At 39.3% G+C, this 13,558-nt stretch carries 14 protein-coding genes; 9 read left to right on the plus strand and 5 right to left on the minus strand.

What is annotated here, in order from left to right:
* Window positions 1-5: 5 nt before the first annotated feature.
* Window positions 6-236 (minus strand): YgaP family membrane protein, encoded by a 231-nt coding sequence (locus EHO58_RS02010; RefSeq protein ID WP_135678305.1) that lies wholly within the window; start codon window positions 234-236, stop codon window positions 6-8.
* Window positions 237-378: 142 nt separating this feature from the next.
* Window positions 379-645: a metal-sensitive transcriptional regulator gene (locus EHO58_RS02015; protein ID WP_135627959.1), complete on the minus strand. Its 267-nt coding sequence runs from the start codon at window positions 643-645 to the stop codon at window positions 379-381.
* A gap of 122 nt (window positions 646-767) precedes the next feature.
* Here EHO58_RS02015 and EHO58_RS02020 point away from each other — a divergent pair, with 122 nt between their 5' ends.
* The 3 genes from EHO58_RS02020 to EHO58_RS02030 all read left to right on the plus strand — a co-directional run bounded on the left by EHO58_RS02020 (window position 768) and on the right by EHO58_RS02030 (window position 4,444).
* Window positions 768-1,484 (plus strand): hypothetical protein, encoded by a 717-nt coding sequence (locus EHO58_RS02020; protein WP_244241039.1) that lies wholly within the window; start codon window positions 768-770, stop codon window positions 1,482-1,484.
* 121 nt (window positions 1,485-1,605) lie between these two features.
* Complete coding sequence (locus tag EHO58_RS02025; RefSeq protein WP_135678307.1) at window positions 1,606-3,219, plus strand: long-chain fatty acid--CoA ligase; 1,614 nt, start codon at window positions 1,606-1,608, stop codon at window positions 3,217-3,219.
* Window positions 3,220-3,250: 31 nt separating this feature from the next.
* Window positions 3,251-4,444 carry a multidrug effflux MFS transporter gene (locus EHO58_RS02030; protein WP_280101460.1) on the plus strand — a complete coding sequence of 398 codons (1,194 nt, stop codon included), beginning with the start codon at window positions 3,251-3,253 and terminating at the stop codon, window positions 4,442-4,444.
* Between the two features lie 410 nt (window positions 4,445-4,854).
* Here the strand turns inward: EHO58_RS02030 and lpxD are convergent, their stop codons facing one another.
* Window positions 4,855-5,907 carry a UDP-3-O-(3-hydroxymyristoyl)glucosamine N-acyltransferase gene (lpxD, locus tag EHO58_RS02035; RefSeq protein ID WP_135627957.1) on the minus strand — a complete coding sequence of 351 codons (1,053 nt, stop codon included), beginning with the start codon at window positions 5,905-5,907 and terminating at the stop codon, window positions 4,855-4,857.
* A gap of 257 nt (window positions 5,908-6,164) precedes the next feature.
* Here lpxD and EHO58_RS02040 point away from each other — a divergent pair, with 257 nt between their 5' ends.
* Together EHO58_RS02040 and EHO58_RS02045 are read left to right on the plus strand one after the other, a co-directional pair.
* Window positions 6,165-7,097, plus strand: a complete 933-nt coding sequence (locus EHO58_RS02040; RefSeq protein ID WP_135627956.1) for a ferredoxin reductase domain-containing protein — start codon at window positions 6,165-6,167, stop codon at window positions 7,095-7,097.
* Between the two features lie 117 nt (window positions 7,098-7,214).
* A complete protein-coding gene (locus EHO58_RS02045; protein WP_165780126.1) occupies window positions 7,215-7,427 on the plus strand; it encodes a transcriptional coactivator p15/PC4 family protein in 213 nt (70 codons plus the stop codon).
* Here EHO58_RS02045 and EHO58_RS02050 read toward each other — a convergent pair.
* On the minus strand, window positions 7,424-9,028 hold the full coding sequence (locus EHO58_RS02050; RefSeq protein ID WP_135678309.1) for an anti-sigma factor antagonist: 1,605 nt from the start codon (window positions 9,026-9,028) through the stop codon (window positions 7,424-7,426). The genes EHO58_RS02045 and EHO58_RS02050 overlap by 4 nt on opposite strands.
* 73 nt (window positions 9,029-9,101) lie before the next feature.
* Between EHO58_RS02050 and EHO58_RS02055 the strand changes: the two genes are divergently transcribed.
* The 4 genes from EHO58_RS02055 to recR are packed head-to-tail and all read left to right on the plus strand — an operon-like array spanning window position 9,102 to window position 12,013.
* On the plus strand, window positions 9,102-9,560 hold the full coding sequence (locus EHO58_RS02055) for a nucleoside deaminase (protein ID WP_135627953.1): 459 nt from the start codon (window positions 9,102-9,104) through the stop codon (window positions 9,558-9,560).
* Between the two features lie 60 nt (window positions 9,561-9,620).
* Complete coding sequence (gene dnaX, locus EHO58_RS02060) at window positions 9,621-11,069, plus strand: DNA polymerase III subunit gamma/tau (protein ID WP_135678310.1); 1,449 nt, start codon at window positions 9,621-9,623, stop codon at window positions 11,067-11,069.
* Between the two features lie 10 nt (window positions 11,070-11,079).
* Window positions 11,080-11,427, plus strand: a complete 348-nt coding sequence (locus tag EHO58_RS02065) for a YbaB/EbfC family nucleoid-associated protein (RefSeq protein ID WP_086447627.1) — start codon at window positions 11,080-11,082, stop codon at window positions 11,425-11,427.
* Window positions 11,420-12,013, plus strand: a complete 594-nt coding sequence (gene recR / locus EHO58_RS02070; protein ID WP_100704916.1) for a recombination mediator RecR — start codon at window positions 11,420-11,422, stop codon at window positions 12,011-12,013. Before EHO58_RS02065 ends, recR begins: the two co-directional genes overlap by 8 nt.
* Here recR and EHO58_RS02075 read toward each other — a convergent pair.
* Window positions 12,010-13,530 (minus strand): hypothetical protein, encoded by a 1,521-nt coding sequence (locus tag EHO58_RS02075; RefSeq protein WP_208728703.1) that lies wholly within the window; start codon window positions 13,528-13,530, stop codon window positions 12,010-12,012. The genes recR and EHO58_RS02075 overlap by 4 nt on opposite strands.
* Between the last annotated feature and the right edge of the window lie 28 nt (window positions 13,531-13,558).

A 13,558-nucleotide genomic window follows, 5' to 3' on the forward strand; every position in this document is an offset into this window, starting at 1 on the left:
CGGATTTACCTATCTGATCCACATTTTTTAGGAACGCCTAATCGAGTAAGAATCCACCCCATTGGACAAAATCCAGCTAGAGAAAATAGGATCATATTTATCCCGACCAATAGGTTCAAAACAAGCCCCCAATGACTGAAATAATTAGCGATCAGCAAACCTATTAAAGAGAACGATCCTGCAATCAGGAATAAAACCCTTTCCAAATACCAGCTTTGATTGTTCGTATTCTCCATATTATATACCCCCCTAGGTATATAATATCCATATACCCGTAGGGGTATATAATTGGTCAACAAAAATTCTATGCTAAATGAATTTAGGCGTCCGAAGAATAGTTTCGAACGCTATAGTAGGAAAATGGTTAAAAAGAGGAGATTAGAGAGAGAACGCTGCTTTAATTGCTTTTTTCAGATTTTTTTGGATAGAAGCGGAGGATTTTTTTTCTGAAAAACATCTATCCATATACTCTTGGACATACGCTTCTCCAAATTTTTTAAGAGCCTGGCTAGAAGCTTTGAGTAGAATTAAGGTTTTTTCACAATCTTCGTCCTTATTATGCAAACTCTTTTCGAGTGCGTCCAATTGGCCTTTAATCCTGTGCAGTCTATGAGTAAGTTGTTTTCTTATTTCATCTAATTCCATAACGTATACCCTGTATGGTATGTCCAGATGTCAAGGATTAACCCATAACCTTTCTTTAATCCGTACATTCTAATAATAAAAAAGAATGGATTACACATCCAATCAATAGATCTTTTATCTAAATGAAAAATGTTCTAAACCTTTGTTTTGTATTCTTAATTTCCTGTGTAGGTTCTGCTCAAAGAATGCAACAGGTTTATATTGATCATCCGGACATTAACAAAGCCTGTCTCCAATTCCTAACATCTGAAAAATCTGCTTCCGGCGAAAATGAAAAAATCATGTTGGATACTTTATATAAAATATCCGAACACAATATCCGAGAAACCTATCTAACAGGCCAGATCGTTTATGTTCCGGAAGCAGGAGAAGGAAAACATCTCCACCTAAACAAAGATGGAAAGTTAGAATACTACAGGATCAAATACGAAACCTTACATGCAAAAGAAGGAACAGAATTCTTTTGTGCAGAACGACTTCGTTTGGATCTGGAGAAAAAATTCCAGTCAACATCTGCAAAATTGAGAAAAAATCCACTGGATCTAAAAGCGAGACAAGAACTCGAAGCAAATCTGGAATCATATCTTAAATTTTCCAATGCAGTCCAGGGGAAGTCACAGGTTGTAAGGAATTTTTTATTCTTCTCCCTTGGAAAATATATGAAAGGGGACCAAGGTCTTCCTATCTCTCCTTGTGAATTCACTCAGAAAATATTGAATCCAATTACAATCGCTACTTCGGATTTAACCGATCCAGATTCTAAACTTTCTTGGGCAGCCAATATACAAATTTTTACGGCTTATGAGTTAGGATTTACAATGGCAGGTTATTGTAAGTAAATACTCGACTAACTCTGTTTATCTGTTTTGAGATAAAACAATTTCGAATTCTGTCGATTCTTCTTGACCTTGCATGATCCAATGCAATAATCTTGGCCCGACAATTTAAGCGGAGAAGTTTATGCGTTCCACGATGATGGATTATCCATTGGTTTTGCCTTCCATTCTAAAAAGAGCAAAAGAGGTTCATCCTCATAAAGAAATCGTAACCAAATGGCATGATAATTCCATCCAAAGGATCACGTACGGAGAATTTTACAAAAGAACGATCCGCTTGATGAGTGCTTTAAGAAAAGCAGGCGTAAAACCTGGAGAAGCAATCGCAACTTTCTGCCTAAATCATTCCGTTCACTTAGAATTATATTTCGCGATCCCAAGTATTCGTGCGGTTCTTCATACAATCAATATTCGATTATTTCCTGAACAACTTACATATATCATCAACGAAGCTAAGGACAAATTTATATTTGTTGATAAATCCTTAGCCCCTGCGATTGAAAAAAATTTAAGTCAGATCCACGGCGTACAAAAGTTTATCATTATTGATGATAAAGATAATGTTCCATTTCCAAATCTTCCTAATGCAATCTCTTACGAGGATTTCTTGAAAACAGGAGATGAAGTAGAAAATTTCGAACCTATAGATGAATTTGAAGCGGCAGGAATTTGTTACACTTCCGGAACAACCGGAAACCCGAAAGGGGTAGTGTATTCTCACAGATCTACTTATTTACATTCTATGTCCATCTGTATGGGAGATGCATTGTGTATTAGAGAATCTGAAACTGTTCTTCCGGTAGTTCCAATGTTTCATGTTAATTCTTGGGGAATTCCTTTCGCTTCGGTGATGACCGGATGTAAATTGGTATTTCCTGGAAAACATCTTTTGGGTGCTTCTCTCGCGGAACTATTAGAATCGGAAGAGGTTACTCTAACTGCAGGAGTTCCAACGGTTTGGAATGTTCTCTACCAACACTTAAAGAAAACCAAATATAATCTTAAACTTCACACTATGGTAGTAGGCGGTTCTGCGGCTCCTCGAGGTTTGATCGAAGGTTTCGAAAAAGACTTCGGGATCTCCATTCTTCACGCTTGGGGAATGACCGAAACTTCTCCAGTAGGAACCGTATCTCATCTTCGAGGTTTTATGAAAAACTTGGATGATAATAAAAGATATTCTTATAGAGCTAAACAAGGTGTACCTGTACCGGGTGTAGAGATCAGAGCGATCGACGATAATGGCAAAGACGTTCCTAAGGATGGAAAAACTCCTGGAGAACTTTTAGTGAGAGGGCCTTGGATCGCAGCTTCTTATAAAAGTGGAGAATCTTCCGAATCTTTTACCTCCGATGGTTGGTTCCGGACCGGAGATGTTGTAGTCCTAGATGAATATGGTTACATGCAGATCACAGATCGTAAGAAAGACCTGATCAAGACTAGAGGGGAATGGATCTCTTCTGTCGATATGGAAAATCTTGTCATGGCAGATCCTGATGTTTTAGAAGCTGCAGTTGTAGGAAGAAAGGATCCTGTCAGAGACGAGGCACCGGTTATATTCGTAGTTCCTGTAGAAGGTAAAGAAGTGGATCCTAAAAAGATCCATGATAGACTCAAAGACAATTTTGCTCATTGGCAATTGCCTAAGCTAGATGATATTCGGTCGGTTTCTGCGATACCAAAAACCAGTGTTGGTAAGTTCGATAAGAAAATTCTAAGAAAAGAATTAGAAGAATAGACCTCTAATATTCGCATCCAATTCTAGGAGAGTGAGTAAATCTAACGGCACTTTAATCCTAATACTTGGGGCATTGACTGCAATTGCACCTTTCTCGATCGATATGTACCTTCCTGGTATGAATGAGATCGCAAAAGATCTTGGGACTCCGATCTCAGACGTGCAACTAACGTTAACTAGTTTCTTTTTCGGAATTTCTTTCGGGCAATTATTTTATGGACCTATTGTAGATCGTTTTGGTCGCAAGATTCCCTTACTCGTAGGTCTTACACTTTATATTATAAGTTCTTTAGCCTGTGGATTTTCAAATTCGGTTAATGCATTAATATTCTTCCGCTTTTTACAATCTTTGGGAGCTTGCGCCGGAATGGTAATCCCAAGAGCAGTTGTAAGAGATGTGTTCTCTCCTCATGAAGGTGCTAAAGTTTTTTCTCAGATCATATTAGTAATGGGAATCGCACCGATTTTAGCTCCTACGGTAGGAGGACTTCTTCTTCAATTCGCAAGCTGGAACTGGATCTTTTTTACTTTAACTGGTATTTCTACTTTAATGCTTTTTGGATCTCTATTAACTTTCCAAGACAGCAAAGGAGCTGACTCTTCTATTTCTCTTAAGATTGCTCCAGTGATCAAAGAATATATCGAAGTATTTTCCAATCCGATCTTCAAAACATATGTACTTAGTTCCGGATTTTCCGCGGCGGTGATGTTTGCTTATATAGCAGGTTCTCCATTTGTGTTTATGGTTCTGAATGGACTCTCTCAAACTGATTATAGTTATCTTTTCGGATTTAACGCTTTCGGTCTGATCCTTTCTAGTCAGATCAATCGGATCCTTCTCAAAAAATTCGAGGCGGCAACCATTGTAAAGTATGTAGGATATTCTTATCTGATACTCTGTTCCTTACTCGTTATCTTTCAAATTCTAGGTTTAGGATTTATTCCTATGCTTGTTTTAATCTTCTTCTTGGTGAGTGCGTTCGGGCTGATTGTTCCAAATGCTTCTGCACTTGCGATGGCTCCTTTTTCCAAAAATGCAGGAAGCGCATCCGCTTTGATGGGAGCATTACAAATGGTATTCGGTGCGGTTTCTACTGCGGCAGTTAGCCTTCTTCATGACGGAAGCGCTTATCCAATGATCACGGTTATGTCCATGTCAGGTGTAATGTCTTTGGCTTGTTTGTTCTTTTTAGGAAAGACACATAATAGGATTAAAGAATCTTAATATTCTTTGCGGAAGCTAAGAAGAAGGAATGAAGGACCCGAGAATTCGGGTCTTATCAAAGATCTATTTTTTGTCTAATTGCGGTTATATCGCCCTTCACTAATGAGCACAACTTTTGAGGAATGTGGCTCTAGCAAATTATCCGCATATAGGTCCAACAACTTTCCTAATCTATTTATTTGAGGAAAGTCCCGCCCGGAAATCTGGGAGTTTGGAATATGGTCCAAGACCTCAGTATTGGGTCGGGTATTCAAGGCTAGCCTCCGGATTGGGATAAGGCGAAGAATTGAACCTTCTCCGAACTATGTCAAGCCTATTGGACATAATTTGGGAAGATTTTGGAAGCCTGTTAAATCTCCCTTTTAAGCACTTTTAGCGAAGAAGGTTAACAGGCCCTATTTAATGGAAGCTTATTCTTCCGCGCTAAGTCCAAGTTTAGATTCAATGGCCTTTATTCTTCTGGCCCATTTCTGGAAATTAACCACGTTTTTGATATTCACTCTAAGCTTTTGGAATTCAGGGAATGTCAGTCCGTAGTCCCAACCCACATAAATGTCAGGCTTAGAAAGAGTATTTCTGACAGAAGTTCCTCCACCAACAATGGTCCCACTCGCTATGCTAAGGTGATCTGCGATACCACAACCGCCACCGATGGTACAATTATCTCCTATCGTAGTGGAACCTGCAACTCCCGTATAACCGGCAATCACAACATTTTTTCCTAATACACAATTATGACCGATATGAACTAGGTTATCGAATTTACAACCATCACCGATGATTGTGTTTTCCAAACCGCCTCTGTCGATTGCACTATTGGAACCCATCTCCACATCATCTCCCACAATCACTGTTCCGACCTGTGGGATCTTATTATGTTTACCGTTTGCGAATACGAATCTGAATCCATCTCCACCTACAGTACAATTTCCGAAAGATCTGAATCTTTTTCCTATGATGACTCCGTGATGGATCACATTATTTGGTCCTATATGTGAACCTTCTCCAACTTTTGCTCCTCTTCCGATACGAACTCCGTCCTCTAAGATTACGTTATCTCCAATCTCAGCATCTTCGCCCACGGATGCAAAATTTCCTATATAACAATTTTTACCGATCTTTGCTTTAGGATGAACGTATGCATTCTCTTCTATTTTGTTTTCGAACTTATGAGGAGGATAGATCAGATCTAAAACCTGAGCAAGTATCAGATCCGGTTTATCTACAACCAGACAAGGCACTTCTAGTTCTTTTGCGAACTCGGAAGTAGTCAGTACGATACTAGAGGCAGTCTTCTTTGCCTCATTTAACATCTTCTTATTTGCGAGAAAACTAATGCTGTTCGTAACTCCCGGGTTGACCGGAGAAACTGATTCCACCTGAACTTTTTTGGGGTCCGCGCAATTTTCTATTTTTGCTCCGGAAATTTTGGAAGCCAGTTCTTCCAAGGTATATCTAGCCATTAAGACCCTCTTTTCTAGTCTTTTAGTATCTGCCAACGTATTCGCAGATCGAATTCGGATCTATCCCAAATTTCAGAATGAATTACTCATATAAACTGGCGAATATCCAAGAGAGGAACATATCAAAGGATTAAAGATAAAGAAGACATAATACGGTAGAATAGCCCTTCTTCCTTTAGAAATATCCCGTTTGACGAATTAGCTTCCGAAAAAAATCTGTAATACATTAGAAATCGACATCAGGATCCAGCCCGCCTATGAAGCCCGTTAGAGAGCCGCAAATCAATATATTCAAAAAATCAAGCCCGCTGAAAGCTAAGGTTATCAGTAATGTACTTCTTACTCCAGAAACTGGAAAAGGTAAAAGACCTAAAAAAGAAGGCGAGTCCTTAATTCATAGAATCACTCTAGCTATTGATCATAGCCAGTATCCTTATTTAATCGGACAATCCGGTGGTATCATTCCTCCGGGCGAAGATCCCGAGAAAAAAGCAAAAGGTTTAGCAGACGCTGCATATACAGTTCGTTTATATTCAATTGCTTCACCTAGCTACTCTTTCGGAATGAAAGAAGATACAATAGAATTCATTATCAAAAGGGATAATGTTTACGATGCAGATGGAAATATCCAATTCAAAGGAGTTTGCTCTAACTACGTTTGTGATCTGAAAGAAGGTGACGAAGTAGTGATGACTGGACCTTCCGGAAAAAAATTCCTTCTTCCGAACGCTGACTTCTCCGGAGACATCATGTTCCTCGCAACCGGAACCGGTATCGCTCCATTTGTTGGAATGAGCGAGGAACTTCTTGAACACAAACTTATTAACTTCACAGGTAATGTAACTCTTGTATACGGAGCACCTTACTCTGACGAGTTAGTATTGATGGATTACCTAAGAGGATTAGAGAAGAAGTTCCCTAATTTCAAATTAGTTACCGCTATCTCCAGAGAAGAAAACAATCCTTTCGACGGCGGAAGAATGTATATCTCTCACAGAGTTAAAATGTTAGAAGCAGAAGTGAAAAAAGTCCTCTCTTCCGGCGGACGTTTTTATATCTGCGGTGGTCCGAAAGGAATGGAAAAAGGAGTAATCGAAGAGATCCAGAAGATCGACGGAAACTCCGGAACTTACGAAGAATACAAACATCATCTGGAAGGCGCCCACCAATTATTCGTGGAAACCTACTGATCGATTTTCTAAAATTTTTCAGACTAAAAGGCTCCCAATCGGGGGCCTTTTTTTATGGAAAACGACTGGAAATCCAAAACCGGGAATTTAGTCTTTTGCCGTCAGGAAGGGAAAACTATGAGTGTAATCCGAGATATCGATAAAGGCAAAGGTGAGATCATTCGAGTCGAAATTTCAGAATTTAAAGGTAATAAATATCTGAACTTAAGAGTTTGGTACACAGATAGCGAAGGTGAATACAAACCTACTCAAAAAGGTATCGCGATCCCGGTTGGATTATACTCGGAAGTAAAAGATGCAATACTTGCGGCGGAAAGCGCGCTAAGCTAAACCGCCTTACTTTCTATCCAGGCCTTTAGTAAACTTTGGGCCTCTTCTTCCGTTTCAGAAGCACGAATATGAGATTCTAATCGAGTGATCGAGAATACTTTTTTAACGGAAGATCTTAGATTACTTACAATCAATTCCCCGCCTCTTTTTCTGAGCCAGCCGGCGATCTGTATCAACATACCAATCGCAGAAGAATCAATGTACGAAGATTTGGCAAGGTTGAATACGATATATCTGTATCCTTCTTTCATCTTTTCCTGGATCGCCGTTTTGATCTCAGGACATCTATAAAGATCTATATCTTCATTCGTACGATAAGCAAAGATCTGATCGTGGTATTCCACTCCATCGTCGGGGAAATTTTCCATAGCTCCGTACTGAAGTTCGGAAGCAGAAGCCACCAAATGTTTTGCAGCAGTTGGAGAATTTTCCAAGATCCGATTCTTTAAAGAACTAACTCTAAAACCAAGAGTTTGCAGAACTTCGGGAGCAAGTTCTTCCTTCTCATTGATATCTTTGATCAGATCATTCAACAGAGAAATAGATTCATCCGTATAACCTTCTTTCAAAAGTGTTCCGGCTTTTCTTAAACCTTTTCCTGTTTTGGCGATGGTTGCCTCGACCACTACATCGGCATCTTCCTTGGCAGAGTCGTCATTCCAATCCAAAGGAATATCAATAGTTTTTTGTTCGAGTTTTGCACCGTCGGTCAATTCGTAATAACTTGCAGAAATATTAATATTTGCAGGCGTATCTTTTTTTGTAGGTCGAAGTTGGACTACTAAACTTTTTACATCGTCCGCTCTCATATCTCCGACTTCTAACACTAATGTTTTAGTGCGCCCAGTCTCTTCAGGATCAGGTTCTTGGTAAGAAGAAACTTCCGAGACCAAATCCAGATAATCCATTCCTTTCGGAAAATCCACTTTGAGTTCGATGGATTGAGCGTATAAGGTTCCTATATCCCCGAATTCTTTGAAAAATATATCACCAGTCTCTTCAGGAGTTTCCACATAGTAGAAGTTTCCTCCTCCTGATTCAGCGATCTCTTTTAGGAGTATTTCATTGAAGTCGTTACCAAAACCGATAACAGTCGTACTGATCCCTTTTTTATATGCATCAGCCGCTATCTGGATAAGCTGCACGGGATCCTTAATCCCTAAAGTCGGATTTCCATCGGTAAGAAGGATAACCCTTTTATAACCGTCTGCAATCGGATGTAATTCCAATGTTCTCAGAACATGAAGCCACCCACCGCTTAGGTTGGTAGAAGTACCCACTTGGATAGAATTCAATCTGTGAATGACAGAATTTTTTTCAGCCAAAGGAACAAGAGGTTGGATGACCTGAACGTCTTCTGCGTAAGCAACAGCGGTTAAAAAATCACGACGGGTCAACCAATTGACCAGGGAAGAAGAAGCTTGGATCACTGAATCCATCTTGTTTCCCTTCATGGACCAACTTCTGTCCAGTGCCAGACCTAAAACTAAAGGTTGCCTTTGAGAAGAAACAGGTCCCGTAGGAGAATTTAAACGTATAAGTAGAGTGTTGGACTTTGCGGAAGAACCGGCCGGTCTCATCAATTTGGCCGAAAGAATCATGCGCTAGAAAAAACCATTTACATACGCTAAGAGCAAGAAGAATTTAAAAGAGAAACGGAAATAGAAACCGAAAATGAGCCAAGAAATTATAGAGCCGTTACTTAAGGTTTTTTTAGACCGATTTGCGGAAATTCGAACTCAAAATTCGGAGGAGATCCCTAGTTTCACACAAATTTACAAAAACGGAAATCTTGTCTGTGAAGCTTTCAACTCAGTGGAAATTTCGGAAGATTCTTCCTTACATAGCGAAGTTCTTGCGATTTCCGAAGCAAAACGGATCTGTAAGGAAAGATATCTAACAGATTGTATTCTACTTACAACGCTAGAACCCTGCTTGATGTGCGGAGGTTCCATTCTTCTTTCCAGAATCCCTAAAGTAGCATATTTGGTTCCTGCAAAATTGGGAGAAGGAATATCATCTCTTCCTTTAGAAACGATCTATAGTAGAAATTTTTTTCCAGAACTTGTACTAATTAAGTCAGAAACGACCACAGAGTTGTTCAAAACTTTCTTTAAAGATAAGAGAAATTAGACGGACTTTTAGGCTTTTCCTTCTTTCTTGTCCAATGCTATCTGGTAAAATTACAACCCTATGGCCGGAAATCACGAAGTTCTCTCCCGCAAATATCGCCCCCAAAGATTCCAAGATGTGATCCATCAGAATCTTGCTATCGGTGCATTACAAAACGCGGTTAAATCCGGAAAGATAGGTCATGCGTATATTTTTTTCGGACCAAGAGGTGTAGGAAAAACTACAATCGCTAGAATTTTTGCAAAAAGACTGAACTGCCAAAATCCTGTCGATAACGAGCCTTGCAATCAGTGCGATTCTTGCCAAGAGATCACTAAAGGAATTTCAGGAGATGTTCTGGAGATTGATGCTGCGAGTAACCGCGGTATCGAAAATATCAGAGAACTTAGAGATAACGTAAAATTCACTCCGATGGGTGGAAAGTATAAGGTGTACATCATAGACGAGGTGCACATGCTTACCGACCAGTCCTTCAACGCACTTTTAAAAACTCTGGAAGAACCTCCTTCTCATGTGGTTTTCGTTTTAGCTACAACCGAGTATCATAAAATTCCAGAGACCATTCTATCTCGTTGCCAAGACTTTATCTTTAAAAAAGTTCCTTTATCCGTTCTCCAAGATTATGCGGAGAATTTATGTAAGGAAGAAAACACAAAGTACGATTCGGAAGGATTGTTTTGGATAGCGAAGAAGGGTGACGGTTCTGTGAGGGATATGCTTTCCTTTATGGAGCAGGCTCTCGTATTCACGGATAATCGACTCTTAGGATCAGAGATCCGAAAAATGATCGGTTATCATGGGATCGATTTCTTATCCGATTTTATCAAAAGTCTAGTCGATGCTGAAAATTCTTCTAAGTCATTACAGATCATTGAGAACTTATACCAAGAAGGACAAGATATATACAAATTCCTTTGGGATTCTATAGAGTTCACTCATACATTATGTTTAGTGAAAGATTCTGCTGCAGATTCAGAATCAGTTAACTATCCTAGAGAAGATCTGATCAAAATGAGAAAGGATTTCGAATCAATAGATCCGATTGCATTGAATAAACTTTCTTTCCGTCTTTTTGAATTATTCGAAAGAGTTAAAACTCTTCGTTTGAGAAACTCTTTTGAAATTAAAATTTTTATAGAGATTCAGATCAAAAAGCTTACGGAAGATCTGGCAAAGCCAAGCCTTGCAGGTCTTGTAGATAGGATCAATCATCTCATATTGATGATCCAAGATCAGGACTCTGCTACTGCATCCGTTGCATTCGAAACTCCTAAAAAACAAGTTCCTACGCCGCCAAAAGAAGTACAAACTCCAGTTCCGACCCCGACTCCGGTTGTGTCTAATGAGAAGAAAGAAATTCCTCAGGAACAAAAAGCGGGACCACTTTCTTCTTTGGAAGACTTAGCCAAAGGTGTTTCTTCCGAAGATGCGGAATGGGAGAAATCTTTCAAAAACGAATTTTTAGGAACGGATATAGATCCTTCCAAAGTGCCCAAACTGGGATCCTAGGTATAAAGCCATGTTTGAAAATCTAAAGAATGCATCTGAAATTTTTTCCAAGATGGGAGAAATGCGCGGTAAAATGGAGGAGATCAAAAAAAGGATCTCCAACCTAAGAGTCATGGGTGACGCCGGCGCCGGAATGGTACAAGTTACATCTACCGGAGATGGAGCGATCGTAGACGTAAAGATTAATCGCGCATTATTTGATTCAGAAGATAATAAAATGTTAGAAGATCTAGTGATGGCAGCAACAAACGATGCCATCCAAAAAGCAAAACAAGCCGCAGAATACGAATTGAAATCGATTACCGGCGGATTAGATCTTTCTGAAATTTCTAAATTATTCGGCGGCAACCTTGGCTGAACATTTAATCGAAGGAATGGTAAATGCGCTTTCATCTCTTCCTGGGATCGGAAGAAAAAGTGCATATCGTATCAGTTTTCATTTATTAAGACAGGACCCTGCAGTTTTTAATGGATTCATCCAAAGTTTATCAGAAGTAAAAGGAAGGATTCGTTTCTGTTCTCGATGCGGTTCCTACTCGGAAGAAGAGATCTGTGATCTTTGTCTTTCCGAAAAAAGAGACAGTCACACTGTTTGTGTAGTAGAACAACCGGAAGATGTATTCTTTATAGAGAACACTGGCGAATTTAAAGGAAGATACCATGTACTCAACGGTGTAATCTCTCCTTTAGAAGGTGTAGGACCTCAAGATCTTCGCATCAGAGAACTTTTGAGCAGAATAGAACCGGAAGATCTAAAAGAAGTTTTAGTCGCTACAAACCCTACATTGGAAGGGGATGCAACAGCGGATTATCTAAATCATCAATTAAAGAATTTTAATGTAACCGTCACTAGGATCGCTTATGGTATTACCGTTGGTGGTTCCATAGAACTTGCAGACCAATATACTTTAGGAAGAGCGATTCGCTCTAGACTCAAACTTTAGAATCTATGCTCTGCAGTAACGAACAATTCTCTTAAGATTGTTCCTTGGGTCGTATCTAGATAAGCTTTCAAACCGTTGCCTGCTATAAAATAACCCGAACGTAAAAGGATCTGCATATCTCTAAATGCACTCCATCTCAGGTTCAGGTTATATTCCTGACCGAAGTACGCAGACGTATGATAGAAGTTTTCCTCATTATAAAATCTATTATTATCCATAAGTGGAGACTTAGTTCCATACAATCTATAATAGCCTAGAGTTAAGACCAAAGGACCGGATAAAACTATATCGGTAAAAATCCCGTACTCATACAAACCGCTCATATCTCTACCGGAGAATAATGCGTAACCTCCCGTAAAGTCGTTCGCAATGTTCGAAAGTGAATATCCTGGGAATAAAGTTCGGTAACCGTTCCCATGTAAGTTGGATCTAGTCCCATCTTTTTCATAACCAGGTCTGCCGGTAGAACCTGAACCCATAGCGGTAATTCTTATAGATTCATCATATCTGTAAGACAATTGCATATCGAAGAAGCCACCTTTGATCTTGTAACGATCGTACTTTTGTTGGATCTCGTTACCATCAGCATCCCGATAAGGATTCAAAGCTTTTACAGTTCCGTGGTTATAGATTCCATGAACCGTTAATGTAAAATCGGAAAAATTAAATTCGTTGAATAGACCATGCCAGAATAATTGATTCGTATCGCTTGTCCTAGAAACTAACCCGTAAACACCGTTCACATCTTGAACATCTCTCAGGTTATCGTCCAAATAAAAGCTATACAATTCATGTTTAGCATTATTAAAGAAGCTAGTTTTGATCTTATAAAAGTAAACATTACTACCTTGGTAATTTTTATCCGCGTATGTATTCTTATCCAAATCGGTGAGATTGTTTTGTTTTGCTACGAACCAACCACCTTCTACAGTTGTATTCCAATCTCTGATATCCTTGGTTAAATTCACTCCTGTTCCCGGGATGAACACAACTCTACCTTGTGCAGAAGTAAAAAGTTGAAGACCAACTCTTGCGGTAAAACTTTTCTCAGGTAGTTTGAAATTTAGATAAAGAAAGTTCGTCTGCATATTTACTGCAGAACTGAATGTAGCCTCTCCACCCTGTCCCGGGCCTACGTTAGAACTCTGATTAACTCCTCTTCCCCCGAAGATAACGTCACCTATCTGAACACCTACCAATGCTTCGAAATATTTCGAAGTAGAGAAGTTCATATTCAAGGTCATCCTTGTATCGTAATAAGTTGTATCTTCCTTTTGCGGACTAAGAGTACTTGGATACCCTTTCTCTCTAGCAGTTAATTCATTTTGGTATTTGGTAAGAGTGTCTTTATTATATTGTTGAACAAAATCAGAACGATTATAAGGAGTTACAGGGGTTTGCCTGGAAGTATAAATATCTCTTCCTAAATTAAAACCGCGGACCCTATAGTTTCCTTGAAAATCTATCTTTGTCTTTTCTTCCACTTCCTGAGCGGAAATAGAAACTCCAGCAAGCATCAGTATTACTAGAGCGAAAATCCGGATC

Origin of the sequence: Leptospira selangorensis, from assembly GCF_004769405.1 — a bacterium.
GTDB classification, from domain to species: domain Bacteria; phylum Spirochaetota; class Leptospiria; order Leptospirales; family Leptospiraceae; genus Leptospira_B; species Leptospira_B selangorensis.